The sequence below is a fragment of the Exiguobacterium sp. s129 genome (assembly GCF_018617585.1).
GTDB lineage: Bacteria > Bacillota > Bacilli > Exiguobacteriales > Exiguobacteriaceae > Exiguobacterium > Exiguobacterium aestuarii_A.
The window spans coordinates 23,068-48,118 of the sequence record NZ_JACSKL010000015.1 but is presented as its reverse complement, the minus strand read 5'-3'; the positions used below and the strand labels follow the sequence as shown (position 1 = coordinate 48,118).

At 50.6% G+C, this 25,051-nt stretch carries 21 protein-coding genes and 1 riboswitch; of the genes, 15 read left to right on the top strand and 6 right to left on the bottom strand.

The features are described 5' to 3' along the window. Positions 1 to 117 precede the first annotated feature (117 nt). The 3 genes from KNO92_RS13195 to KNO92_RS13185 all read right to left on the bottom strand — a co-directional run bounded on the left by KNO92_RS13195 (position 118) and on the right by KNO92_RS13185 (position 3,960). The gene (locus KNO92_RS13195) at positions 118 to 843 is read right to left on the bottom strand and encodes a DUF4261 domain-containing protein (protein WP_214693859.1); all 726 of its coding nucleotides are present in this window, start codon (positions 841 to 843) and stop codon (positions 118 to 120) included. Positions 844 to 927: 84 nt separating this feature from the next. Next, positions 928 to 3,249 (bottom strand): ABC transporter permease, encoded by a 2,322-nt coding sequence (locus KNO92_RS13190; protein ID WP_214761653.1) that lies wholly within the window; start codon positions 3,247 to 3,249, stop codon positions 928 to 930. Positions 3,250 to 3,261: 12 nt separating this feature from the next. Next, a complete protein-coding gene (locus KNO92_RS13185; protein WP_214693849.1) occupies positions 3,262 to 3,960 on the bottom strand; it encodes an ABC transporter ATP-binding protein in 699 nt (232 codons plus the stop codon). 160 nt (positions 3,961 to 4,120) lie between these two features. Between KNO92_RS13185 and KNO92_RS13180 the strand changes: the two genes are divergently transcribed. After that, positions 4,121 to 4,951 (top strand): DegV family protein, encoded by an 831-nt coding sequence (locus KNO92_RS13180; RefSeq protein WP_214761651.1) that lies wholly within the window; start codon positions 4,121 to 4,123, stop codon positions 4,949 to 4,951. A 295-nt stretch (positions 4,952 to 5,246) separates the two neighbouring features. Beyond that, complete coding sequence (locus KNO92_RS13175) at positions 5,247 to 6,926, top strand: sensor domain-containing diguanylate cyclase (RefSeq protein WP_214693845.1); 1,680 nt, start codon at positions 5,247 to 5,249, stop codon at positions 6,924 to 6,926. 45 nt (positions 6,927 to 6,971) lie between these two features. Here KNO92_RS13175 and KNO92_RS13170 read toward each other — a convergent pair whose 3' ends face one another. Continuing rightward, positions 6,972 to 7,613: a homing endonuclease associated repeat-containing protein gene (locus KNO92_RS13170; RefSeq protein ID WP_074036465.1), complete on the bottom strand. Its 642-nt coding sequence runs from the start codon at positions 7,611 to 7,613 to the stop codon at positions 6,972 to 6,974. 453 nt (positions 7,614 to 8,066) lie between these two features. Between KNO92_RS13170 and KNO92_RS13165 the strand changes: the two genes are divergently transcribed. The 6 genes from KNO92_RS13165 to KNO92_RS13140 all read left to right on the top strand — a co-directional run bounded on the left by KNO92_RS13165 (position 8,067) and on the right by KNO92_RS13140 (position 13,967). Then, positions 8,067 to 8,879: an undecaprenyl-diphosphate phosphatase gene (locus tag KNO92_RS13165; RefSeq protein ID WP_214693843.1), complete on the top strand. Its 813-nt coding sequence runs from the start codon at positions 8,067 to 8,069 to the stop codon at positions 8,877 to 8,879. An 80-nt stretch (positions 8,880 to 8,959) separates the two neighbouring features. Beyond that, positions 8,960 to 9,101, top strand: a riboswitch (FMN riboswitch). Between the two features lie 153 nt (positions 9,102 to 9,254). Further along, a complete protein-coding gene (gene ribD / locus KNO92_RS13160; protein WP_214761649.1) occupies positions 9,255 to 10,319 on the top strand; it encodes a bifunctional diaminohydroxyphosphoribosylaminopyrimidine deaminase/5-amino-6-(5-phosphoribosylamino)uracil reductase RibD in 1,065 nt (354 codons plus the stop codon). After that, a complete protein-coding gene (gene ribE / locus KNO92_RS13155) occupies positions 10,319 to 10,960 on the top strand; it encodes a riboflavin synthase (RefSeq protein ID WP_214761647.1) in 642 nt (213 codons plus the stop codon). Before ribD ends, ribE begins: the two co-directional genes overlap by 1 nt. Then, positions 10,960 to 12,135: a 3,4-dihydroxy-2-butanone-4-phosphate synthase gene (gene ribB, locus KNO92_RS13150; RefSeq protein ID WP_214761645.1), complete on the top strand. Its 1,176-nt coding sequence runs from the start codon at positions 10,960 to 10,962 to the stop codon at positions 12,133 to 12,135. The genes ribE and ribB overlap by 1 nt, the downstream gene beginning before the upstream one ends. Before the next feature lie 5 nt (positions 12,136 to 12,140). Then, entirely contained in the window at positions 12,141 to 12,605 is a 465-nt protein-coding gene (gene ribH, locus KNO92_RS13145) for a 6,7-dimethyl-8-ribityllumazine synthase (RefSeq protein WP_214745735.1), read from the top strand. A 126-nt stretch (positions 12,606 to 12,731) separates the two neighbouring features. Then, a complete protein-coding gene (locus KNO92_RS13140; RefSeq protein WP_214761643.1) occupies positions 12,732 to 13,967 on the top strand; it encodes a GAF and HD-GYP domain-containing protein in 1,236 nt (411 codons plus the stop codon). Between the two features lie 39 nt (positions 13,968 to 14,006). On the opposite strand, the gene pruA is transcribed toward KNO92_RS13140, so the two are convergent. Beyond that, positions 14,007 to 15,551 (bottom strand): L-glutamate gamma-semialdehyde dehydrogenase, encoded by a 1,545-nt coding sequence (gene pruA / locus KNO92_RS13135; protein WP_214761641.1) that lies wholly within the window; start codon positions 15,549 to 15,551, stop codon positions 14,007 to 14,009. Positions 15,552 to 15,722: 171 nt separating this feature from the next. Here pruA and KNO92_RS13130 point away from each other — a divergent pair, with 171 nt between their 5' ends. The 3 genes from KNO92_RS13130 to KNO92_RS13120 all read left to right on the top strand — a co-directional run bounded on the left by KNO92_RS13130 (position 15,723) and on the right by KNO92_RS13120 (position 18,827). Then, entirely contained in the window at positions 15,723 to 16,526 is an 804-nt protein-coding gene (locus KNO92_RS13130) for a nuclear transport factor 2 family protein (RefSeq protein ID WP_214761638.1), read from the top strand. Positions 16,527 to 16,538: 12 nt separating this feature from the next. Then, entirely contained in the window at positions 16,539 to 16,976 is a 438-nt protein-coding gene (gene bcp, locus KNO92_RS13125; RefSeq protein WP_214761636.1) for a thioredoxin-dependent thiol peroxidase, read from the top strand. Positions 16,977 to 17,465: 489 nt separating this feature from the next. Beyond that, positions 17,466 to 18,827 carry an alanine/glycine:cation symporter family protein gene (locus KNO92_RS13120; protein WP_214761634.1) on the top strand — a complete coding sequence of 454 codons (1,362 nt, stop codon included), beginning with the start codon at positions 17,466 to 17,468 and terminating at the stop codon, positions 18,825 to 18,827. A 40-nt stretch (positions 18,828 to 18,867) separates the two neighbouring features. On the opposite strand, the gene KNO92_RS13115 is transcribed toward KNO92_RS13120, so the two are convergent. Then, a complete protein-coding gene (locus tag KNO92_RS13115; RefSeq protein ID WP_214761632.1) occupies positions 18,868 to 20,568 on the bottom strand; it encodes a methyl-accepting chemotaxis protein in 1,701 nt (566 codons plus the stop codon). A gap of 216 nt (positions 20,569 to 20,784) precedes the next feature. Between KNO92_RS13115 and gatC the strand changes: the two genes are divergently transcribed. From gatC to KNO92_RS13095, 4 genes are all read left to right on the top strand, one after another. Then, a complete protein-coding gene (gene gatC, locus KNO92_RS13110; RefSeq protein WP_012727041.1) occupies positions 20,785 to 21,075 on the top strand; it encodes an Asp-tRNA(Asn)/Glu-tRNA(Gln) amidotransferase subunit GatC in 291 nt (96 codons plus the stop codon). 11 nt (positions 21,076 to 21,086) lie between these two features. After that, positions 21,087 to 22,529 carry an Asp-tRNA(Asn)/Glu-tRNA(Gln) amidotransferase subunit GatA gene (gatA, locus tag KNO92_RS13105; RefSeq protein ID WP_214761630.1) on the top strand — a complete coding sequence of 481 codons (1,443 nt, stop codon included), beginning with the start codon at positions 21,087 to 21,089 and terminating at the stop codon, positions 22,527 to 22,529. A 12-nt stretch (positions 22,530 to 22,541) separates the two neighbouring features. Further along, positions 22,542 to 23,972, top strand: a complete 1,431-nt coding sequence (gatB, locus tag KNO92_RS13100; protein ID WP_214761628.1) for an Asp-tRNA(Asn)/Glu-tRNA(Gln) amidotransferase subunit GatB — start codon at positions 22,542 to 22,544, stop codon at positions 23,970 to 23,972. 63 nt (positions 23,973 to 24,035) lie between these two features. Beyond that, on the top strand, positions 24,036 to 25,034 hold the full coding sequence (locus KNO92_RS13095; protein WP_214761626.1) for a diacylglycerol kinase: 999 nt from the start codon (positions 24,036 to 24,038) through the stop codon (positions 25,032 to 25,034). Positions 25,035 to 25,051: the final 17 nt, after the last annotated feature.

Genomic DNA, 25,051 nt, shown 5'->3' with positions numbered 1-25,051 from the left:
TTTTGTCGGGCAGAGCGCCTCGAGCTCGTTGGACATAAAAAAAGACGAACCAAATCGCACGTGGCGATTTGGTTCGTCAACAGCCTGAAATGGAGCGCCATCGGGCGCTCCATTTGGTTATTCTGCTGCTTGCGGGACGAGGTAGATTAATCCAAACGGGTTATGCAACAAGTTGTCGATTGTCGTCCGCTCGTCTTCACCCATCTCGACCGTGAAAGCACGTCCGTCTTCGAATGCGAAATGGTCGCCATCACCGAACATCGCCCCGCCTGAGATGAGGTGGAAGTTGAACGAGTGAATCACATGGATGGCATCTTCGATCTCGAGTGTCATCGGTACGGCCACGTCCGCATGTCCAAACGCTTTCATTCCCCAAGACATATAAGCGTTCTCTTCTTCCGTGATTGCCGTCAATAGCGAGTAGTCAAGCGCAAGGTCTTCTTCTTTTGACTCTTGCCATTCGTCTTTCGAGAAGGAAACACCAGCCGACTCGACCATGACGCCGACCCCACCGGCATTCAAGACAGCGTTTGCGGCACGACGCGCGGCGGCGACGTCTGTCAAATCGTTGACGTCGACAATCAAGTAGACGACATGCGTGTGACGGGCGATTCCTTTTGCGACTTTCGGTGTGAATCCACCAGAACTCGCGTGGATCATGGCCTCGGCAAGAGCCGGGTCACGTTCCACGACTTCTACGGTGAACGCTTTGCCCGTCTCATCTTCGAGCAGCAATAAGCCGGCCATCGTGTAGCCTTCACTATGTAAACTGATTTGTTCGTTCACGCCTTCCGCGGAAGACCAGTTCCCGGGAATAGCGAGCATAACTTGTGTACGATTCATGTCAATCATCCTTTTCTGCAAAAGTCAGGCCCCTCTTCTAGAGAGGCCTGGTCTATCTCTTATTATGCCCTATTTTGGCATAAATTATTCTTGATATGTCTTTAATACTTCCTGAAGTGGGATTTGATCGATTTTCCGTCGGCTGACAAACGTACTCAGGAAGAAGAGGAGAACGACCGCACCGAGCGTATAGACGATATAGATCCATTCGAATTCAAGCGGTAGGACGAGCCCGTAATCTTCTGCGAATACGACGATGATGACCCGAAGCGTCAACAGGGCAATCGGAATACTCAAGAGGGCCGAGACGAGCGCATAGATGAAGTAGCTGTTCAGAATCATCGAACGGACTTCCCGTTTTTGGTATCCCATCACTTTCAATAACGAAATGACGTAGTAGTTCTTCTCGACCGTCAGCGCCGTCAGGACGAATAGAATGCTGAAGGCGATGAGAGACGCACCACCAATCAAGACATTCATCATGAAGTTCATATATTGATTGATGGACTCGGATTGTTCAATCAACCCTTGACGGGACAGGATGGTCGGATAGTCTGAGTCGTTCGGGCGCTCCGTCGCATAAATGCCATTGAACAACTCGTCTGTCGCGCCGTCGGTAAGCAGTTCACTTAGCGTCGCCCGGGGCAAATAGGCGAAGTCTCCAGAGAATTCATCGGCAATCCCGACAATCGGATAGGTCAGCGTCTCCTCGTTCAGTTCGACATCGATGTCCTGACCGACTTCAAGACCGAGTTTGAGGGCGAGTGACGAGGAGACGATTAGTCCGTCGGGTTCAAGTGTTAATGTGTCACCATCTTCGTTACGTAGCGGGAACAAGGTATTGTCAATCTCTAAACCTTTCAACGTAATCAATTTCTCTTCGACAAATGCGAACGGGTAAGTGAGGAACGGCTCTTGTCCGTCTTCGATTGGCGGTGAACCGTCCGTATAGGCTTCGTATTCATACACTGCTTCATTCAAACCACCTACGGTCATTCGATCGACAGCCCCGTTCATCATGAGGGCGAAGACGATGAGGATGGTCGAGAACAAGATGCCGAGGAAGAAAATGAGGAAGCTTCCCGTGCTCTTGACCGCATACAAGTATTTGAACTTCGTCTTGCCGCTCGCGCGTTTCAATAGTCGACTAACGAGCCGACTCAGGCGATTCAAGGAAACATTGTCCCGAGGCGATAAGAGGGCGAGGGCGCTTTCTCCCATGATCTTGTAGATGACCGCTCCTGCGACGAGTGCAAAGAAAAGCAGTGGCGCAAATACGGCCGTCAAAAAGACGAGCGGACTCTGGGCGATGGTGATGGACGGTAAGAGATAAAAATCGAGATACAGTTCTTTCAACGGGTCTGCGAAATAAAGACCAAGGAAATAGCCGATGATCAGCATGAAGAAAGCGAAGATTAAGATGAGGACGAGATAAGGTGCTGCGATTTGTCGACGACTGTACCCAATCGCCTTCAACAGTCCGATTTGACCGCGTTCCGCCTCAAGCATATTCGAGATCAGGATGGCGACGATGATAACGGCGATGGAGACGATAAAGAGGCTGAGCCCGAGCGCCATCGCTTTCCCAGAAGAGATTTCACTGTAAATCGCACCGCTACGGATAATATTTTCCGTCTCCATGACAGACACGACAAACGGTAGGTCGAGATCGGTCATGACCGTCTGTTCCGTCACACCGGAGAGGCGGAACGATTCTTGTCCGACGGTCGATTCGAACGATTCGTCTGTCATGAGTAAGAGCGTCTGGGAGCCGGGATCTAGATTGAAAAAATTGTCGTCGAAGAGGGGGAGGGTATAGTCCGGAAAGAGGACGAACCCGCTGACGGTGAACGGTCTGCCAAGGTCGATCGTGTCCCCGATTTCAATTCCATTCTCTTCAGCATACTTTTTGTTCAGGGCGACCTCGTCGTTCGTGCTCGGTCTTGCTCCCGCCTCTACATAGGAACGGTTGATTGAATCGGATTCTTTTAGCAAGAGACCGCGATGTTCCGCGTCACCGAGTGTGTACGTGATCGCTTTTAGGTCACGGAGTTCAATCGTCGCCTCTGGCATCTCTTGTTCGACCGCATCGATGCGTGATGCGATCAAACGATTAAAGACTTCCTCGTCTGCCTGCTTGATGTCGGCTAGTGTGAACGTTCCGGCTTCAGCGAGTGTAGCAACATCGGGGTCACGTAATTCTTCTTCCGTCACCCGGTTGAGCATCTCGATGGCGAAGTCTTCTTGGTTCGATTCCTCCAAGTATTCTTCGGTCGGAACTTCGATTCCGCTAATTCCATAGAACATCATCGTGTACGTGAGTGAACTCATGACGATGATGATGGCGATGGCGAGCAGTTGCATCCATTTCTTACTGAGCGTCTTCCACACGTTTTTGTACAGCATGTCGCCACCTCCTTATCCCCAACGAATGTCACGTGCCGCGACGCGGGTGTCGTGATGGGTCACTTCAACGATTCGACCGGAGTTCATTTTGATGACATCGTCCGCCATGTCACTGATTCCGTTATTGTGCGTGATGACGACGATTGTCTTTTGATACGTCTCGTTCAGTCGCTCTAACAGCTCGAGCACTTTCTTCGAATTCTCCTCGTCGAGCGAGCCCGTCGGTTCGTCACAGAAGACGATTGCTGGATTTTTAGCGAGACTTCGGGCGACAGAGACCCGTTGCTGTTCGCCCCCGGATAGTTGATAGGGATATTTGTCACGCGCTGCAGCGAGCCCGACTTGGTCGAGCAATTCATCGATGGGGAGCGGGTCTTTCGTCAAATCGGACCCGATTTGTACGTTCTCGTAGACGGTCAAGTTTTGAAGGAGATTGTATTGTTGAAAAATGAATCCGAGGTGGTCGCGCCGAAATGCCGTCATCTGTTCGGGGGACAAGTCAGTGAGCACCGTGTCTCCGAATGTGATTTTGCCGCTCGTCACGGTATCTAGTCCGCTGATGACGTTGAGTAGCGTACTTTTCCCGCTTCCGCTCGGTCCGAGGATGACGACGAACGCGCCGTCACGAATACTTAGGTTAATCTCTTTTAAGGCAGCCGTTTCCACGTCGCCGGTCTTATAGATTTTATTGACGTTCTCGAGCTGAATCATCTCTCGTTCGCCTCCTTTGTTCGTTATGTATCATGTACCCTTTTCGAAGTCAGATTGGACAAGTTGCACACAGGATGTTTTGAAAAAATAGTGAAACCGCTTCACCTGTGATAAAATAATATAACCAGGTACTAAAAACTTTTTTAAGGGAGAACTTTTCATGAAGATTGCATACATCACGGACAGTACAATCGTCCTTCCAGATGCTTTAGTGAACCACCCAGATATTCATATCGTCCCGCTCTATGTCGTCAAAGGGGACCAACCGTATAAAGACGGGATTGAAGTCGATGCCACGACCGTCTATGAATGGATTGATGCCGGGGAGCGCGTTTCGACGAGCCAGCCAGCCATTGGAGATTTTGTCACACTGTATGAGAAGTTGAAGGAAGAGTACGACATGGGGATTGCAATTCACCTGTCCTCTGACTTGAGTGGAACGTACTCGGCGTCTGTACAAGGTGCTGAGATTGCAGAATTTAAGTTACTCGCCATTGATTCACGAGCGGGGATCTATACGATGGGGCTCATGCTGGAAGAGTTGATTGAACGTGTCGAACGAGGCGATGCGCTTGAAGACGTGGAAGCCTACATGAAGGAACGTGTTGAAGACGTACGGATTGAGCTAACCCTGCAAAACTTGACGCAAATGCAAAAAGGCGGACGCATCTCAAAATCGAAGGCGTTAATCGGGAACATGCTTCAATTGAAACCGGTGCTCCGATTCGAGGGTGGGTTGATTGTTCCGTATCAGACGGTCCGCACGTATAAGAAAGCACAGGCTCACTTATTCGAAGTGCTGCGTGCAGCGATTGAGTCTGGTGAGTGTAAAGACGTCTCGATTTTCCACGGAAACGTTCCTGAACTCGCACAAGAGTGGAAAGAACGACTCGGTGACAAGATTCCGATTCGGGTTGACACACTCGCACCGCTCCTCGGGGCGCATACGGGATCTGGGTCGATTGGAATCTCGTATTTGAAAGCGAAATAAGACGTGAAGGCGGTTTTCGTGAGAGAATCGCCTTTTGTATGTTTCAATTCTGTTTTTGCCTTCGTAAAAATAGAAATGTGATTGTCAGCGAATAAATGAGTAGGAACGTGATGAGAAACATGGAAAGGTCCATCGTTAGCCTCCTTTCTTTGACTGTTGCCGACTTTATTGTCTATAAAACCTCACATTGGAAATATTTTCAATATTTCATTGTCTCAACTTTCAAACAATTGCTGGAATGTTTTTGCATTACGGGTCATACTAGAAAAAATGAACGAGAAAAGGGGAGAAGACGATGCGATTTCGGAAGTATCTAGTTCGGAGCTGGCTCGCGTGGGCAATCGTCTTCACAGGTGTGACGTATTTGACTTTACACCACCTGGAATCGTTCGACTGGCCGTTGTTTTGGTTTATCTATACGCTAGGCGCTTTGTTCGTCATGAACCCGCTAAAGCGTAGACATCTCCATTTTACGTTCCATGAGATGTTCGTCTTTATCACGTTCTTCCTCTACGGGCTTGCCCCGGCCCTCCTGATGGGGCAACTCCTCTTGTTTACCTTTCAAGCGAGGACGTTCAATCGTCGGGTCGGGCGGCGGCGTTTCTTACATTTCTATCCGCTGAATACGGTGATCGAGTGCCTCCTCGTTTTGTTACCGGGACTGGCCTATATCGGACTCGGTGGACGCATCGGTGAACCCGTTCATTTGATGCAAGAGGGAGTAGCGATGTTGGCGTTCTTAGGGACACTTTTCATCGTCTTGACAATGAGTTTTGCCTTGTCTTATTTCATGGTCGGGGAGCGGATCCCGTTCCCAATCATGTGGCGATTGATTCGATTCGATTGGCTCGTCGTGTCACTCGAACTGTTGTTCACGATGATCGCGATTGAATCGTATCACGTGTTTGGGTACGTCGGTCTCATCGTCACGTTCTTCGTGTTATCTGTCTTAAAAATGTCGATGTCAAAAGCAACGGAGACAGAAGAGACGAAAACAAAAGTCGATCAGGTCGAGCGATTGAAAGAACAGCTATACCGTGTCGATAGCGAGCAACTGTTGATTGAAAAGTTTTGGAACGGACTGCGTGACGTTGTGGAAGTCGAACGTGGTTGGCTGCAGGTCAACCGAAAAGGGGAGCGGACGTTTTATGACATGACGGGACGCATCATCCCAAGTGTGCCGGACGCCTATACGATTGAGCGTTATCAAGACGAGGATGAGCCATGTTTCGTCTATGATTCGTTACATGAATGGCATCCCGAGCTACAGCAACAGCAGCAAGAGCTGCATCATTCAGCGCTCGTCATCCAGCCCGTTTGGGGAGCGGAAACGGCCGTCAGCTGTATGGTGTCGACGACAGCCAACGGCGCGTATGAGACGCCGATTGCCATCGAAGTGAACCGGCTCCTTAAAACGTTGTCGTGGTCGATCGAGCGAATCGATGAGCGGGACCGCCTGCAACATGAGAGTTTGACGGACCCTTTGACGGGCCTACATAATCAGCGGGCGTTACGCAGCTGGACGACAGAACGATTGAATGACGTGGCATCCTATCCGCTCTCGCTTTTCCTCGTCGACTTGGATCACTTCAAGTCGATCAACGATACGTATGGACATGCGTTCGGGGATGAAGTGTTGATTGAGGCCGGACAATTGTTCACGCGCAGCGTTCGGGCGACGGATTTGGTGACGCGGTATGGTGGAGAAGAATTTGTCTTCGTGTTCCCCCGAATGGATGAGGCGGCAGCCCATCTGGTCGGTGAAAAGATACGGGAAGCGCTGAGACGCCATGATTTTGGTACGGAAGGGACACGCATCACGGTGACAGCGAGTATTGGGATTGAGACGATTCATGAATATGAAGACTTGGATACGGTACTCCGGCATGCGGACCGAGCCATGTATGTCGGGGCCAAGTTCAATGGTCGTGACCGGGTCGCCCACTATCAAGAACTATCCACAGAAGTCAGATGAAAGGAGGATCCACCATATGGCGGATCCTCCTTTTGTATGAAAAGATTATGAGTTCGTATTATAAAGTTCCGATTCCACCGCATGAACGGCGGCTGACCAAGAGCCATAGCGATGTAGGATCGCTTTTGTCGAAGGCTTGTTGTTGCGTTTCGCCCATTCCCGATATGCTTCGAATGAGAGGGAGAAGCCCATTTCCTGAATGGCTTCACGTAGCGCGTTAGATAATTCTGTTTTCGAATAGGTGACACTCGCCTCAAGTCCTGCCTCGGCACAGGCATCATGCCACGAACCGAACGTCTTGACGATATGATAATGGCTCGGTGCCTTCGGATGGAGCTTTCGCCATTGCTGATACTTCTTCAAGGTAATGATCGAGCCCATGTCTCGCGAATAAAGTGCAAGCGTCTCGATGATATCCTCGCGTGTATACTTCGGCATTTTGTCTGGCAATTCGACAGTTGCTTCTCCATGCCATTCATAGCCTGCGATGGCAAGTGCCTCAGCCCATGACCCGAACTGTCTGATGATGGATTCAGGAGATGGCCAATTCTGTTCCATGGCAAAGCGACGGTAGACAGAGCGGCGTGGACGTTCCTTCAACAAGTCCCCGAGAAGGCGGATGCAATGGATCATCCTCTGTTGTTCGGTGGACAGGTGATGGGATTTAGTGGTTAGCGTTTGACTCAATGATGGTTCCTCCTTCCGTGGACTCAAATATGAACCGACAAAGATGAAAAAAATGCTCCTACAATCATACTATCGGATGGTTTTTCGGATTTATTAACGTGATTTTGAAAATTATTAAACAATTTCTAAGAATTGGATAGGTCTAAAGTCACAGAAAAACATTTCAAAAAATGGTAACAGTTCTATTACAAATTAAATCGAATTTCGTGATAAATGTAAACAAAAAGTTTTAATCAACCAAAAATGTCATATTTTTATAAAAAAGTACCCAACTGGAGAAATGGGGTCATCGCCTTCGCTCCAGATGAGTACCCTTCTATAATAAATTTAATTTTCAGACTAATCAATCGAATATTGAAATTACATCAAAAAATTTTTAACAGCTGGTCAACGAAAGTCCAATTCTGCTAAAATAGGCGCATTGAGTGAAAAACAGAAAAGAGGATTACCATTATGACAGTTTGGTTATTTTATACGTTGCTCGGATTGATCCAAGGATTCACGGAGCCGATCCCGATTTCCTCGAGCGGACATCTTGTTATCTTCCAAGAATTATTTAACATCGACTTGCCGGGATTGTCATTTGAAGTTTTCGTAAATTTTGCATCGCTCCTCGCGGTCTTAACGGTCTATCGTAAAGATGTCGTCCGCCTCATCGTCAGTTTATGGACGTTCCTGTTCAAGAAAGATCGGACAGATGAGACGATGGTCGATGTGAAGTTTATCGGATTGCTCCTCGTCGCAACGGTTCCGGCCGGTGTGCTCGGTGTCATTTTTGGTGACTGGATTGGAGAAGTACTCGGTGGCGTCGCGACGGTCGGATACACGCTCATCATCACGGGTCTTGCGCTTTGGTTCATTCGAAACATGCGCGGGAATAAAGGAGACGGCGGGATCACGTTACGTGACGCCGTATTGATTGGACTCGCCCAAGCGGTGGCGCTCATCCCAGGAATCAGTCGCTCTGGAGCAACCATCGTCATGGCAATGTTGCTCGGAATCAAGCAAGAATCAGCACTTCGCTTTTCGTTCTTCTTGTTCATTCCAATCAGTCTCGGGACGATGATTTTGGACGGTCCGGCGTTATTTACGAACCCAGAAACACGTGACTTGTTCGGTCCGCTCATCTTGGCGTTTATCGCTTCTTATGTGTTGACTGCGATTTCGTTGAAGTGGTTCCAGCACATCATGGCAAAAGGCGAATTAAAGTATTTCTCATATTATTGCTGGATTGTCGGACTTCTCGTCGTCCTCTTTCTCGCATAATCGAGGCGCTACTCTCACGGGTAGCGTTTTTTGTTTTGCGAAATAAAAACAATTGCGATACAGTAAATCTGTACAAACAAATATTCCTTCGGGGTCGGGTGAAATTCCCAACCGGCGGTGATGGGCCATGCCCTAAGTCCGTGACCCGGGCGCACGTGTGCGAACGGTGGATCTAGTGAGACTCTAGAGCCGACAGTATAGTCTGGATGGGAGAAGGAACAAAAAACAGGTCTGCGTGACCTGTGCTTCGTCGTACGCTTTTCTGTAAAGAAAACGTTTATTTGGCTTGCCCAAAAACGACGAAACCCTCCCACCAAGACCCTAAGGACCGTTCCTTAGGGTCTTTTGTTTGTACGGAAAAAAGGAGGGAGAACGATGAAACAGTACATGCAACAAGCCATCCAATTGGCGAAATCTGCCGACGGACAGACTGGTGTGAACCCACTTGTCGGCGCCGTTCTCGTCAAAGACGGTCGCGTCGTTGGGTTAGGCGCCCATCTCAAGGCGGGCGAACCACATGCTGAAGTTCACGTGATTAAGATGGCAGGTGCGGCAGCGTACGGGGCGACACTTTACGTCACGCTTGAGCCGTGCTCGCATCACGGGAAGACACCACCGTGTGCCGACTTGATCGTTGAATCCGGAGTCAAACGAGTCGTCATTGCCATGAAAGACCCGAACCCGCTCGTTGCCGGAAAAGGGATCATGCGCCTCAAATCGGCTGGCGTCGAAGTTGAAGTCGGGTTACTTGAAGAGGAGGCACGGGCACTAAATCCAGCGTTCTTGCGAGCGCTCGAGACGAAGCGACCGTACGTCATCTTAAAGACGGCGACGAGTCTCGATGGAAAAGTTTCATTGGATTCTGGTGAGAGTCAATGGGTGACAAGCCCGGAAGCCCGTCGTGACGTCCATGAACTACGCGCCAAAACCGATGCGATTTTAACGGGAATCGGAACGGTGCTTGCGGATGATCCGGCACTGACCGTTCGATTGGACCGTGAGACACGTCAACCGAAGCGAGTCGTCCTCGACCGTGACCTTCGCTTGCCACTCGCGAGCACGCTTGCCCGAACGGCCGAAGACGTCCCAGTGCTTCTGTTCACCTCGTCGGACGACAGAGAGAAACGGGAACAGGCACGTGCCATGGGAATCGAGTTATTCGATTATACGTCGCTCGGAAACGTGCTCGAGACACTTTACGCGAACGGGGTTGGACGCTTATTGATCGAGGCGGGACCGACACTTGTCACGTCCCTTCTTGACGGAGGGTATGTGGATGAATGGGTTGCCTATCAATCACCGCGCGTGTTCGGCGGGAAAAACGGTGTCTACCGTTCAAAACAGGAAGGCTCGCTGGATACGATTTCTCGTTTTGAGATTCAGCAGGTCGAGATGATCGGACCCGATCTGAAAGTCGTCCTTCGAAAGGGGGCGCTCTGATGTTTACAGGAATCGTAGAAGAAATTGGTTCGGTCAAAGCGGTGAAACGAAACGGTCCGTCTTTGCGGCTCGTCCTATCGGGGGCAAAGGTGCTCGATGACGTAAAAATCGGCGACAGCATTTCGGTAAATGGGATTTGTTTGACGGTCACAACATTTGATGCGTCGACATTCGCCGTTGATGTGATGCCAGAGACACTGAAAGCATCCAGCCTAGATGGCGTGAAACCAGGAACACGCGTCAATCTCGAGCGAGCGATGCCGGCGAACGGACGATTCGGCGGGCATTTCGTGTCCGGACATGTTGACGGCGTCGGGCGCATCACCAAGAAGCGTCCACTCGCAAATGCCGTATATGTCGACATTCAATGCGACCCTTCGCTTCTCCCATACATCGTGCCGAAAGGCTCGATTTCGGTGGACGGAACGAGTCTGACCGTATTCGACGTATCCGAACGTGGATTTACGCTGTCTTTGATTCCGCACACGTACAGTGAGACCGTTCTCGGGTCGAAGCACGTCGGTGACCCCGTCAATTTGGAATGTGACCTGTTGGCAAAATATATGGAAAAACTAGTCGGGCAGTCGAAGATGACACTCGAATCTTTGGCATCACAAGGTTATGGAAAGGCGGGATGGTAATGTTTGATTCGATTGAACGGGCCATTGAGGAATTAAGACGCGGACGTCCCATCATCGTCGTCGATGACGAGAATCGTGAGAATGAAGGTGATTTTGTCGTGCTCGGTGACAAAATGACACCCGAGACGATGAACTTTTTAATCACAGAAGGGAAAGGACTTGTTTGTGCGGCCGTCGCCGAAGAAGTAGCGGCACGCCTTGAGCTCGCACCAATGGTGACGAATAGCACGGACCCACATGGTACGGCGTTCACGGTCAGTGTCGATCATATCGATTCGACGACAGGTATCTCGGCGAGCGAGCGCTCCCATACCGTTCGTGAATTAGCGAACCCGTCATCACGTCCATCTGACTTTCAACGGCCGGGACATCTTTTCCCGCTCATCGCCAAAAAAGGAGGGGTCTCGGTGCGCCGTGGTCACACGGAAGCATCCGTCGATTTGGCACGCCTTGCAGGCAGTGAGCCGGTAGCCGTCATCTGTGAAATCATTCGTGAAGACGGAGAGATGGCCCGCGTCCCGGACTTGGTTGAAGTCGCAAAGCGTCATGATTTGGCGTTCATCACAATCGAAGCATTGGCCCAGTATATGGAGACGAGCCTTGTCACGCGTGAAGCGGACGTGTCACTCCCTTCATCGAAAGGGACGTTTCGGATGATCGGATATGAGAACCGATTCGACCGACAAGAGCATGTGGCACTCGTGACCGAGACGCTCACAGACGTCCCGCTCGTTCGAATCCATTCGGAATGTTTGACAGGAGACGTCTTCGGTTCGTTCCGATGTGACTGTGGTCCGCAACTTGATGCCGCCGTCGAGAGAATCGAACAGGAGTCGGGCATCGTCCTCTATATGCGTCAGGAAGGGCGAGGGATCGGACTCGTGAACAAACTGAAAGCCTACGCCTTACAAGAGGAAGGATTGGATACGGTCGAGGCGAACGAGGCACTCGGATTCCATCCCGACATGCGTGACTATCGTGTCAGTGCAGCGATGCTCCGCGACCTCGGGGTGAGCCGTGTCCGACTCATGACGAACAACCCTGAAAAAGTCGATGCCTTGGAATCGTGTGGCATCACCGTTGTTGAACGTGTCCCGCTTCACGTCGGCGCGCACGAAGCGAATGAATCATATCGTATGACGAAACAACTCAAAATGAACCATATCGGAGGATGAATGAGATGACATATACATTTGAAGGTAATTTAGTTGGAGAAGGCTTAAAGATTGGAATCGTCGTCGGTCGATTCAACGACTTGATTACAATGCGTCTTCTAGACGGTGCGAAAGATGCATTGAAGCGTCATGGCGTGAAAGAAGAGGACGTGTCGCTCGCTTTCGTCCCGGGTGCCTTTGAGCTCCCACTCGTTGCGAAAAAAATGGCGATGAGTCAAAAATATGATGCGGTCATCACACTAGGGGCCGTCATCCGTGGCGCGACGCCGCACTTTGATTACGTGTGTAACGAAGCGGCGAAAGGAATCGCACAAGCGAGCTATCAATCGGAGGTCCCGGTCATCTTTGGCGTATTGACGACGGAGACGATCGAGCAGGCGATTGAAAGGGCTGGTACGAAAGCAGGGAATAAAGGCTGGGAAGCAGCGACATCAGCCATTGAAATGGCGAACTTGTTAAAGCAAGTTTGATGAAGAACCGGGTGCATCGTCGCCCGGTTTTTCAATTGGGATAAGCAGGGTAAAAAGACTGAAAATTGGGTAAAATAAACTCATGGAACGATTGCATATATTCCAGACAAAAGGGAGGTTTGGCACATGGCAACTTCGCATGAATCATTGACGTTACAGTTACAACAACAAGAGCGACTCCATCACCTGCTTTCGTCACTCCTCAATCGCTTTTTAACAACAGAGATTGCGGATTTCAAAAAGCGGGTTGACCAGTCGCTAGCCGAACTTGGACATTATTTCGCGGTCGACCGCGTCTATGTCTTCGATTACGATTTCACGAATCAGGTCTGTCACAACACGTTCGAATGGTGCGCCGAGGGCATCACCGCCGAGATGGACAATCTTCAAGACGTGCCGATCGACGTGCTGCCCGAATGGGTCAACACTCACGTGGCAGGCGAGACGATGTACATTCCACGCGTGGCAGATTTACCAGAAACTAGTGTCGTCCGCGGGATTCTCGAACCGCAGTCGATTCAAAGCTTGCTGGCGGTCCCGATGATGCAAGGGAAGACGTGCCAAGGGTTCGTCGGATTTGATTCCGTCGTCTCGGAACGAACGTACACGGAATACGAGCAACAGGCACTGCAAGATTTCAGTAACGCACTTCTCGGTGCGGTCGAACGGCACCGGATCGAGGCAGGACGGGAAGAAGCGCAGCGTATTCTCGCCGAACGGGAAAAAGAAATGATTGATTACCAAGAAGGGCTTGTCCGGACGTTGTTACGGCTGTCCGCACTACGTAACAATGAGACGGGGAACCATATTGAGCGTGTACAAGATTTGTCGACGCTGTTTGCGACGATTTTATATGACCATCATCACCCGGACGTGTCGCCACTCTTCATCGAAGGCATTCGACTTGCGGCACCGCTTCATGACATCGGGAAGATTTCTGTACCAGATTCGATCTTATTGAAGGCGAATAAGTTATCCGACCAAGAATGGGTCTTCATGAAAGATCATGTGCGCGTCGGGGGTGAAGTGTTGAAGGATCTCCAGATACAGTTCCCTCAAAACTACTTTATCCAAATGGCCTATCAGATCGCGCTCTATCATCATGAGCGTTGGGACGGGACAGGATATATTAAAGGGTTGAAGGGAGAAGAGATTCCACTCGCTGCCCGAATCGTCACCATCATCGACGTCTATGACGCGTTACGGACGGTTCGCCCGTATAAACCTGCTTTCTCCCATGACGATGCGATTGTCGCGATGAAAGACATGAAAGGGGCGTTCGATCCGACGCTGTTTGACCTGTTCTTGCTCCATCAAGAAGAGATCGCCATCATGTTCGATCAGACTTTCAAAGCACACTAATAAAGGAGACGCTCCCCCGAGGGAACGTCTCCTTATTGATTAGAATGTCTCAGATGTTGTCTTCGCTTGCATGTGGAGTTGGATGTAATCCGGTCCACCTGCTTTTGAATCCGTTCCTGACATGTTGAATCCACCGAACGGCTGGTAGCCGACGATTGCGCCTGTGCAACCACGGTTGAAGTAAAGGTTACCAACGTGGAAGTTTTGGCGAGCGAACTCTTGGTTTGCGCGGTCACGCGTAAGCACTGCACCTGTCAAGCCGTATTCTGTGTTGTTCGCGATGTCGATCGCTTCTTTGAAGTCTTTCGCTTTTGTGAAGGCGACGACTGGTCCAAAGATCTCTTCTTGCATGAGACGTGCTTTCGGGTCGACGTCTGCGACAACCGTCGGCTCGATGAAGTAGCCTGTTGAATCATCAGCGTTTCCACCTGCGACGATGCGTCCTTCTTCTTTTGCCACATCGAAGTACGATGTGATTTTCTTGAAGGCTGCTGCGTCGATGACCGGTCCCATGAAGTGTTCGTTCTTCTCTGTGTTTCCGACAGAGAGTTCGTTCGTGAGTTCGACGACGCGATCAAGTACCGTATCATAAACGCTGTCGACGATGACGGCACGTGAACAAGCTGAACATTTCTGACCTGAGAAACCGAATGCCGATTTGACGATCGATTGTGCTGCGAGTTCGAGATCCGCTGACTCGTCGACGACGATTGTATCTTTTCCGCCCATCTCTGCGATGACGCGTTTGAGCCAGATTTGACCTTCGTTCAATTTAGAAGCACGTTCGTTGATGCGGAGTCCCACATCACGTGATCCTGTGAAGCTGATGAAACGAGTCTTCGGATGGTCGACGAGGTAGTCTCCAACTTCTGCGCCAGGTCCTGGGATGAAGTTGAGGACACCTTTTGGAAGACCTGCTTCTTCCATCACTTCGACGAATTTTGCAGCAACGATTGGTGTCGTTGAAGCTGGCTTCAAGAGAATCGTGTTACCGGCAACGATTGCCGCAACAGCTGTACCGGCCATGATTGCGAACGGGAAGTTCCATGGGCTAATGACAATCCCGACCCCGAGTGGGATGTAGTCATAACGGTTGTATTCGCCTGGACGGCTCTCGACTTTCTTACCAGGTTTGAGTTCGAGCATCTGACGTGCATAGTATTCCATGAAGTCGATCGCTTCTGCTGTATCCGCATCTGCTTCGTTCCATGGCTTACCAGCTTCTTTGACGAGATAAGCTGAGAACTCATGCTTGCGTTTGCGGACGATGTTCGCTGCTTTGAACAAGACGTCTGCGCGGACGGATGGGTCGACGTGGCGCCATGAGTCAAATGCTGTGAGTGCTTCTTGCATCGCACGTTCTGCGAGCTCTTGGTTTGCTTTTGAGACGCGACCAATCACTTCTTCTTTGTTCGCTGGGTTGTAAGACGTGATTTTACCTTCCGTCGTAACCTTTTCCCCACCGATTACGAGCGGATAGTCTTTCCCGAGCTCACCGTTCACTTTCTCGATTGCCGCTTGGATCGCATCGGCATTCTCTTTTTGTGTAAAGTCTGTGAATGGTTCATGTTTGTATGGAATCATTCTCGTTCCCCCTTAAAGTGATGTTGAGCGTTAAAGCGCTTACGTCTGTATTGTATCGAAATTATCGTAGAAATCCTAGTGAAACAATTTTCCAGAAACACATGCCATTGGAGCGACGATTCGAGACATGGTAGGATGGGGGAGAACACGGCTTTAGAAAGGACGAACAACATGAGAAAATGGCTCATTCCGCTCCTCCTCGTCTTCACGCTCGGGGCATGTGGGAACGACGAAGAGACGGTTGTAGAAGAAACGAAACGCGCATTGCCAGACGCTGTCACGGAAGTGTACGCGGACTATCAAACGGCGCTCGAATCGGGCGATGCCGAGGCGCTCGCAGCCATCGACTACGCGGGTCGCTTGACTGACATTCCGGCGACCGGTGCCGTCACGCGTCAGCTTGCCCCGGGTGACATCTATGAGAGTTGGGTCAACGAGGACGAAGACGTGGCGTTTCTCGTTCATGAAATGGTCGACCAAGACGGCAATCCGCTCCCGAACCGACTCAGTAAAGTCGCTGTGAAAGAAGGCGACGAATGGTCGCTCGTCATCACGCCGACTACGTTACCAGAGGATGTCATCGCCGAAGTCGGAGAGCTCCTCATCGGGATACAGGCCAACGAATATGGGGTCAATGCGGAAGCGAACGCCCGTCTTGCAGAGGTTCCTGAAGATGAGGCGGGACCGATCTATGACCGAGTCAACGCCCAGACCGACTATACGGCGCTCGAGGCGGACAATAACGTCTTTCTTTTGATGGCGGAGACGTTGACGGTCGAAGAGAACCAAGCGATCATGGCCGATTATTTTAAAGCATATGAGACGTGGTATACCGACAATGAAAAGACGCTTCAAAAAGCGGCCGCCACTGAAGATCCAATCGAGTATATCGAAGTTCTCGATCCATTGAAGACAAAATTAGAGGAAGCGATTGATGGCTTCGACGAACAACTCGTCGATCCGTCGTTCGGTTAAGGAGGAAAACAGATGCTCGCACCTACATTTTCATTACCGAACCAAAATGGAGAGACGGTCTCACTGAAAGACTATTTAGGCAAGAAAGTCGTTTTGTATTTTTATCCTCGTGACTCGACACCGGGTTGCACGACGGAAGCGTGTGATTTCCGTGATGCGATGCCGAAGATGGAAGGCGCGGTCGTCATCGGGATTTCAGCGGACAGTCAGAAGAAGCACCAGAACTTTATCGCGAAGAATGAGTTACCGTTCGATTTGCTCGTCGACGAGAATCATGAAGCGTCTGAATTGTACGGCGTTTGGCAACTGAAGAAGAATTACGGGAAAGAGTATTACGGCATCGTCCGTTCGACGTTCCTGATTAACGAGGACGGCTACATTCAAGAAGAGTGGCGTAACGTCAAAGTGAAGGGACACGTTGAAGAAGTCGTATCTGCCATTCATTCATAAAACGAGAAAATGGAGCGGTCTCAGACTGTAGACAATATAGGTCTACAGTCTTTTTTGACCAAGTACAGGCACGGGTTGCTTTCCTAGGGGCAAGCAGTGAGCCGCATCGCGACTTTCGGTCGTTGCTGGGTCTCCCTTTGCTTGCTATTCCCTCGGGAGTCTCGCCTGCCCGTAATTGGTCATTGCTCTCAAGCCGCCACGAGCGGTTTTTTCTTTTGGGACGAATCAATTTCTCGTTGAGATTCAGTCTATCGATCAACGATACGTATGGATTGTGAAATCGATACTTATTTTTTCTTAAGTATATTACAATCATATTTCGAAATAAATTTTAAGAAGCTCTTAAGAACAAGGGTTTAGGGAAAATATTACAATTATATAACATTATGAAAACGCTTTCTTTAGGTGGCGTACCTTGACTCGATTGTGAATGTTCTGAAAAATATAGGGAGAGCGCTCAAATCAAGAACGTAGGAGGAGAGCAACACAGTGAATCAAATTGAAAGTTGGCTGTCGAGTTTATCAAATCTCGTGTGGGGGCCACATTTATTAATCTTACTTGTCGGGACTGGAATCTTCCTGACCGTCCGTCTCGGCTTTATTCAAGTGACGAGGCTTGGTGTCGGCTTGAAAGAGGCCTTTATTCCAAAGAATGAGAAACCGAAGAAGAAACAACGTGGGGACATCTCGCATTTCCAAGCATTGATGACGGCATTGGCGGCCACGGTCGGTACCGGAAACATGGTCGGTGTCGCGACGGCAATCGTCCTCGGGGGACCGGGCGCAGTCGTTTGGATGTGGTTATCCGGTTTTGTCGGAATGGCGACGAAATACGCGGAGGCCATCCTGGCGGTCAAATATCGTGTCGTTGATGAACGAGGCGAAATTGCCGGGGGACCGATGTATTACTTAGAACACGGGCTAAAGAAAAAGTGGCTCGGCATGTTGTTTGCCTTATTCGCATCGGTCGCAGCCTTTGGGATTGGGAACGGGGTACAGACGAACTCGATCAGTCTCGCCTTGAACAATTCGTTCAACGTCCCAATGGTTGTGACAGGAATCGTCATGATGGCGGTAACAGCGTTTGTCATTTTAGGTGGTGTCAAATCGATCGGAAAAGTCGTCGGGATCTTCGTTCCGTTCATGATTTTTGCATATGTAGGAAGCGGGCTTGTGATTCTCATCATGAACTTTGAATTGGTACCGGGTGCCTTATCAACGATGTTCTCGAGCACATTCAGTGCCGAAGCCATCGGTGGGGGTGCGTTAGGTGCCGCGATTCGCTACGGGGTCGCGCGCGGTGTGTTCTCTAACGAGGCAGGACTTGGATCTGCACCGATCGCGGCCGCGGCAGCGAAGACTGACTTCCCGGGACGACAAGCACTCGTCTCGATGACACAGGTGTTGATTGATACACTCATCGTCTGTTCGATTACCGGACTCACGATTGTCATGGGTGGTCAATATACGGAAGGACTCGAAGGGATTGCCTTGACGCAAGCGTCATTTGCCTATTTCTTAGGACCGATTGGTGAAATCATCGTGACCGTCTCACTCGTCTTCTTCGCCTATTCGACCGTCCTTGGCTGGTGTTATTACGGGGAACGTTCCGCATACTATTTACTTGGGGAAAAAGTCATCGTCCCGTATCGTGTCCTCTATATTTTAGTCGCAGGACTCGGTGCGATGACGACGAACTTGAATTTGATTTGGTCAATCTCGGATGTGTTCAACGGTCTCATGGCGATTCCGAACTTGATTGGGCTCTTGTTCCTTTCAGGTGTCGTCGTCGCCGAGACAAAACGATTCGAACTCGAACGTAAAAAAGAAGTGGCACAATCTGCCGCTTGATGAGAAAACCCGCCGAACATCACGTGTCGGCGGGTTTTAGTCATACCTTGAATTGTCGAATCAACGAATCGAGTTCTTCCATCTTTTGTTGCGATTGTTCGGTCGCTCGGTTCAATTCAGCGAAGCGATCGACGGACATCGTCACTTTTTCAGCAATCTCCTGGGTCCCGAGCGCCCCATTGTTGACGGTCGTTGCCACGTCTTGAATGACGCCGATCATATTCGACGTCAATAGTTCAAGTTCACCCGCGGCAGCGGCGAACTCGGTCGCTGTCGTTTCGAAACGACCCGCGTCCTCGCTATATTGGCCGGCCGCCTCCTCGAGTTGGTCATAGTCTTTCAATACGTTCGTATCGAGGAAGTGAAGCATCTGACCTGAGCTTTCATTCAAGTGATCGACCGAATGAAGGACCGTCGTCGAGATGGCCTGGATGCGTTCGACAGTCGACCGACTCGTCTCGGCAAGTTTTCGAATCTCATCAGCGACAACGGCGAATCCACGACCAGCCTCACCGGCACGGGCTGCCTCAATCGAAGCATTGAGGGAGAGCAGGTTCGTTTGAGCGGCGATGTCGAGAATATCGTTCGTGAGCGTTGCGATTTCACGGACAGCTTTGGCGTCTTGCATCGCTTTCTCTAAGTTCGTGCGTGTCGACTGCAGAACGCTGATGGCGTTTTCTTTCGCTTCCACCGCATGTGACTTCAGAGAGAGGGCGCGTTCATCAATCTGTTTGGCTTCAACTTTTCGCTCATCAGCCATCGTCACGATATGATGAATCGTCCGTTCCATATCCGACGCAGACGCGTTCATCTCTTGCGCGCTCGCGGCTGTCTGTTGCATGCCGGCAGTCAAGTCTTCTGTCGTCGCCGCAGTCGTCATATACGTATCGAGTTCTTTCAATTCGTCATACATATGGTTTGATTGTTTCGTCACGCCCGTTGTCACATCGTTCACTTGCAGAATCAACTGACGCAAGTTGGCGATGAACTGATTGAAGTCGCGTGCAAGTCCGGCGAACTCGTCACGACGCTTCACAGGAATCGACGTCGTCAAATCGCCTTCGCTCGTTGCCAGTTCATGCATCTTCGTTTTGAACTCTTTGAGCGGTTCGAAGATCGAACGGAAGATGAAGAGCATCATGAGAATCGTCATAACGGCCGCGACCCCGAGAACGATGAGGAGTGTCAGCTGGACCTGTTCAAACATCTCAGCCGCAGCAGCCGTGTCCGTTTGAATCTCTTCACGGTTCAAGTTGACGAGAAGACCGAGAGCGTTCGAGAGCGTATCCGCGCTTGCGGTTGCTGTATCACGAATGTATTCTTCCGCAGCTCCTTCACCTTCTTCATTTGAAATACGAATGAGTTCGTTCATGATTGTTTGGAAGTTGTTCCAGTTCGCGCTAGCTTCATCGAAGAGTCGTTGATCCTCTTCCATAATAATTGTCGCTTCATAACCATCCATCCGCTGTTCTAAAATCGCAACGGATGCTTGGATGTCTCGCTCGATATTTTGTTTTGTCACCGCATCGTCGACGAGGGCGTGACGAAGCAAGTGACGACGGAGTTCGAGCAATTGTTTATCGACTTGATGGATTTGGTCCATCCCTGGTACCCAGGAGACGGTCATATCATGTTGTGCTTCCTTTTCTAAGTTCAAAGCATACCAAGAGTAACCGCTTACACCGAGGAGCAAAACGAACATGATGCTGAATGCGGTGATCAGTTTATTTCGGATCGACATATGATTCCTCCTTAACGAATCGTTTCTATACATAAGCATAATCAGAATCGCGCTCCGACCGTATAGCTGATTTTGAAAGCGGGTCAATATTCGGGAAGGATTCCCCTAGTTTGATAAAAATGAGACAATTTAGAACAAGATAGATTTCCTTTTTTGTCTTATGAAAAAGTGGTATGATAATGAACGATGTATTGAAAACTGTTGGAGGTGGGAATTTTGGCTCGTATTACAGAAGCTGAAGTTCGGCACGTCGCCGGACTTGCCCGACTTGCGATCACGGATGAAGAAGTGACGCACTTCACGGAGCAATTGACAAAAATTCTCGAGTTCGCCGAGCAACTCGATGAGCTGGATACAACGGGCGTCGAACCGACGACCCATGCCCTAGATTTGAAAAACGTACTACGCAAAGACGAGGTTCGTCCATCGCTTCCACGTGAGGAAGTCGAACGGATGGCACCTGACTGGGAGAACGGTCAAGTCCGTGTCCCTGCAGTCTTTGAGTAAGGAGGCCTTTCATGAGTTTATTTGACCACGGTGTAGCGAAGCTGCATACGCTATTAAAAGAAGGCGAAGTCACGGTCACGGACCTCGTCAAAGAGTCGTTCGACCGCATCGAAGCGACAGATGACAAAATTGGTGCGTTTTTGACGCTCAATGAAGATGCGTTCGAGCAAGCGAAACGCATGGATGAGCTCGCCAAAACATCAGAAGACCCGCTCTTCGGGATGCCAATCGGTGTGAAAGACAACATCGTTACAAAAGAGATGCGCACGACATGTGCCTCGACGTTCCTCGAGAACTTCGTCCCGGCCCACGATGCGACAGTCGTCGAGCGTCTTCATGACGCTGGTGCCGTCACAATCGGAAAGTTGAACATGGACGAGTTTGCGATGGGTTCATCGAACGAGAACTCGGCGTTCAAACCGGTCCGTAACCCATGGGACCCGACACGTGTACCAGGAGGTTCTTCAGGCGGTTCAGCGGCATCGGTCGCAGCTGGACAAGTCCTCTTTAGCCTCGGTTCGGATACGGGTGGTTCGATTCGTCAACCAGCCGCGTATTGCGGTGTCGTCGGAATGAAACCGACATACGGTCTCGTCTCACGCTTCGGTCTCGTTGCCTTCGCGTCTTCACTTGACCAAATCGGTCCGCTCACGCGTACCGTTGAAGACAATGCTTACTTATTGAATACGATTGCGGGACACTGTGACATGGATTCGACGTCAGCCGAGGTCGAGGTGCCGGACTATACGGCAGCGCTCAACCAAGATTTGACGGGTATGAAGTTTGCCCTCCCGGAAGAGTTCATGGCAGAAGGCGTCGCGCCAGGCGTCCGTGAACAGATTGAAAAAGCGATTGAGACGCTCAAGTCTCTCGGTGCGACGATTGAGACGGTCTCGATTCCGTCCGTGAAGTACGCGCTCTCGGCTTACTACTTGCTCGCCTCATCAGAAGCCTCTTCGAACTTGGCTCGTTTCGACGGGATCCGTTACGGACGTCGTGCCGAAGCGGACACGCTCGACGAAGTGTTCACGTATTCGCGTGAACAAGGTTTCGGTGACGAGGTCAAACGCCGGATCATGCTTGGGACGTATGCACTCAGCTCTGGTTATTACGATGCGTTCTATAAGAAAGCACAACAAGTCCGTACCCTCATGAAGCAGGACTTCGCGAAAGTGTTCAAGGAGTACGATGCCATCGTTGGACCAACGGCACCGACGACAGCGTTCAAACTCGGCGAACAGCTCGACGATCCGCTCACGATGTATGCGAACGATATCATGACGATTCCGGTCAACTTGGTCGGTATCCCGGCGATCTCGGTCCCGGCAGGTCTCTCAGAAGGTCTTCCGGTCGGTCTTCAAATTATCGGGAACTACTTTGATGAATCAACACTTTACCGCGTGGCCCATGCTTTTGAACAAGCAAACGGCGGTTTCAAGATGCCACAGCTCTAAGGAGGACGTACGATGAACTTTGAAACGATCATCGGGATCGAGGTGCACGCCGAGCTGAGCACGAAGTCGAAGATTTGGTGTGGCTGCTCACGCACTTACGGTGCCGAAACGAATACACAGACGTGTCCGATTTGTCTCGGACACCCGGGCGTCTTGCCTAAATTGAACGAAGAAGCGGTCAACCTCGCCATCAAAGCGGCGATGGCACTCAACTGTGAGATTGCGACAGATACAAAGTTTGACCGTAAGAACTACTTCTACCCAGACACGCCAAAAGCGTACCAAATCTCGCAGTTTGACAAGCCAATCGGTTCAAACGGCCACGTCGACGTCGAAGTCGATGGCGAGATGAAACGATTCCGCATCGAGCGCGTGCACTTGGAAGAAGATGCTGGGAAGATGAACCACACGGGCGAGAAGCACTCGGTCGTCGACTTCAACCGGACCGGCTCACCGCTCATCGAGATTGTCAGTGAAGCAGATATGCGTTCACCAAAAGATGCGGTCGCATACCTCGAACGTTTGAAAGAAGTCCTTTCGTTCGCTGGCGTCTCGGACGTCAAGATGGAAGAAGGGTCGCTTCGCTGTGACTGTAACATCTCGGTCCGTCCATTCGGGCAAGAGAAGTTCGGCACGAAGACAGAGCTCAAGAACTTGAACTCGTTCTCGAACGTCTTGAAAGCACTCGACTTTGAAGAGACGCGTCACCGTAAATTGCTCCTCTCAGGTGGCGTCATGCGTCAAGAGACGCTCCGCTACGACGAGGCAGCGAAAAAGACGATTCTCATGCGTGTCAAAGAAGGGGCAGCGGACTACCGCTACTTCCCAGAACCGGACCTCGTCCGTCTCGAAATCGATGAGGCGTGGAAAGAGCGCATTCGCGCGACGATTCCAGAGATGCCGGCAGCACGTCGTGAACGCTACATGAACCAATACGGTCTCTCGGCATACGACGCGAAAGCTCTCACGTCGACGCGTGAGTTCTCGGACTTCTTCGAAGCGACGGCAGCGGCTGGAGCTGAACCGAAGGCAGCAGCGAACTGGCTCATGGGTGAAGTACTCGGTCACTTGAACAAGTCGAATGAAACGGTCGAAACGATGAAGTTGACGCCAGAAGCACTCGCAGAACTCATCCGCTTGATCGCGGAAGGGACGATTTCATCGAAGATTGCGAAGCGTGTCTTCACAGCGATGATGGAAGAAGGCGCAGAGCCGAAAGCGTATGTCGAAGCGAACGATCTCGCCCAAATCTCGGACGAGAACTTACTCCGCGGCTACATCCTCGAATTGTTCGAGGCACACCCGCAAATGATTGAAGACTTCAAGAACGGGAAAGACCGTGCGAAAGGCTTCATCATCGGGCAAATCATGAAACAGACGAAAGGGATGGCGAACCCGGCACTCCTCGATGGCTTGTTCCACGAAGAGATCGCGAAACGCTAAGCAGGCGGCGAGACACTTGTGTCTCGCTTTTCGCTCGAGTTGAGCATAGGGGAGAGAATCAATATGCAACGGAAACGTGCGCGGGTCATTTATAACCCGACATCTGGTAAAGAAGTGATCAAACGGGAACTCCCGTACATTTTGAACCGCCTCGAGGATGCGGGTTATGAGACGTCGACGTATGCGACGAAAGCGATTGGTGATGCCACGCTCGAAGCAAAACGGGCCTCAGCGGCCGAGTTCGATCTCATCATCGCCGCAGGTGGAGACGGAACATTGAATGAAGTCATCTCAGGGCTCGCACCGCTTGAGAATCGTCCGACGATCGGTCTCATTCCGGTCGGGACGACGAACGACTTTGCCCGGGCGATGCGAATCCCACTGAGCGTGGTCGGTGCACTCGACGTCATCTGTGACGGGTTCGAGATGCCGGTCGACCTTGGGGAAATCGAAGGCGAGACAGGTGACATCCACTATTTCATCAATATCGCAGGCGGTGGGATCATGACCGAGCTCTCGTATGAGGTGCCATCGAAGTTGAAGACGGCACTCGGACAGCTCGCGTATTACGTAAAAGGTATGGAGAAACTTCCACTCATCAAACCGACGTACATCGAGCTCGAGCACGATGAAGGAACATTCCAAGGCGAAGTCATGGTCTTCCTCACATCGAACACAAATTCGGTAGGTGGATTTGAAAAAATCTCACCGCACGCGTCGTTGAATGACGGGTTGTTTGACTTGTTCATCCTTCGGAAATGTAACTTGTTCGAATTCATCCATGTCGTCCGTCTTCTCCTCCGCGGAGAGCATTTATCGAGCCCGCTCGTTGAACATGTGAAGACGAGCCGCGTCAAGATGAAGACGACCGAGCCGATGGGCTTGAACATCGACGGGGAGTACGGTGGGGAGTGTACAGGTGAGATGCGGAACTTGTTCCGTCACTTGACGGTGCTCGCACCGAACGCCCGAATTCGCGAGATGGAAGAGTTAAATGCACAATATGAACGCGAACAGATGATCAAGCAATTGTTTAATGTTTCGCTAGATAAAGCAGAGTGAAAAGATAGGAATGACGA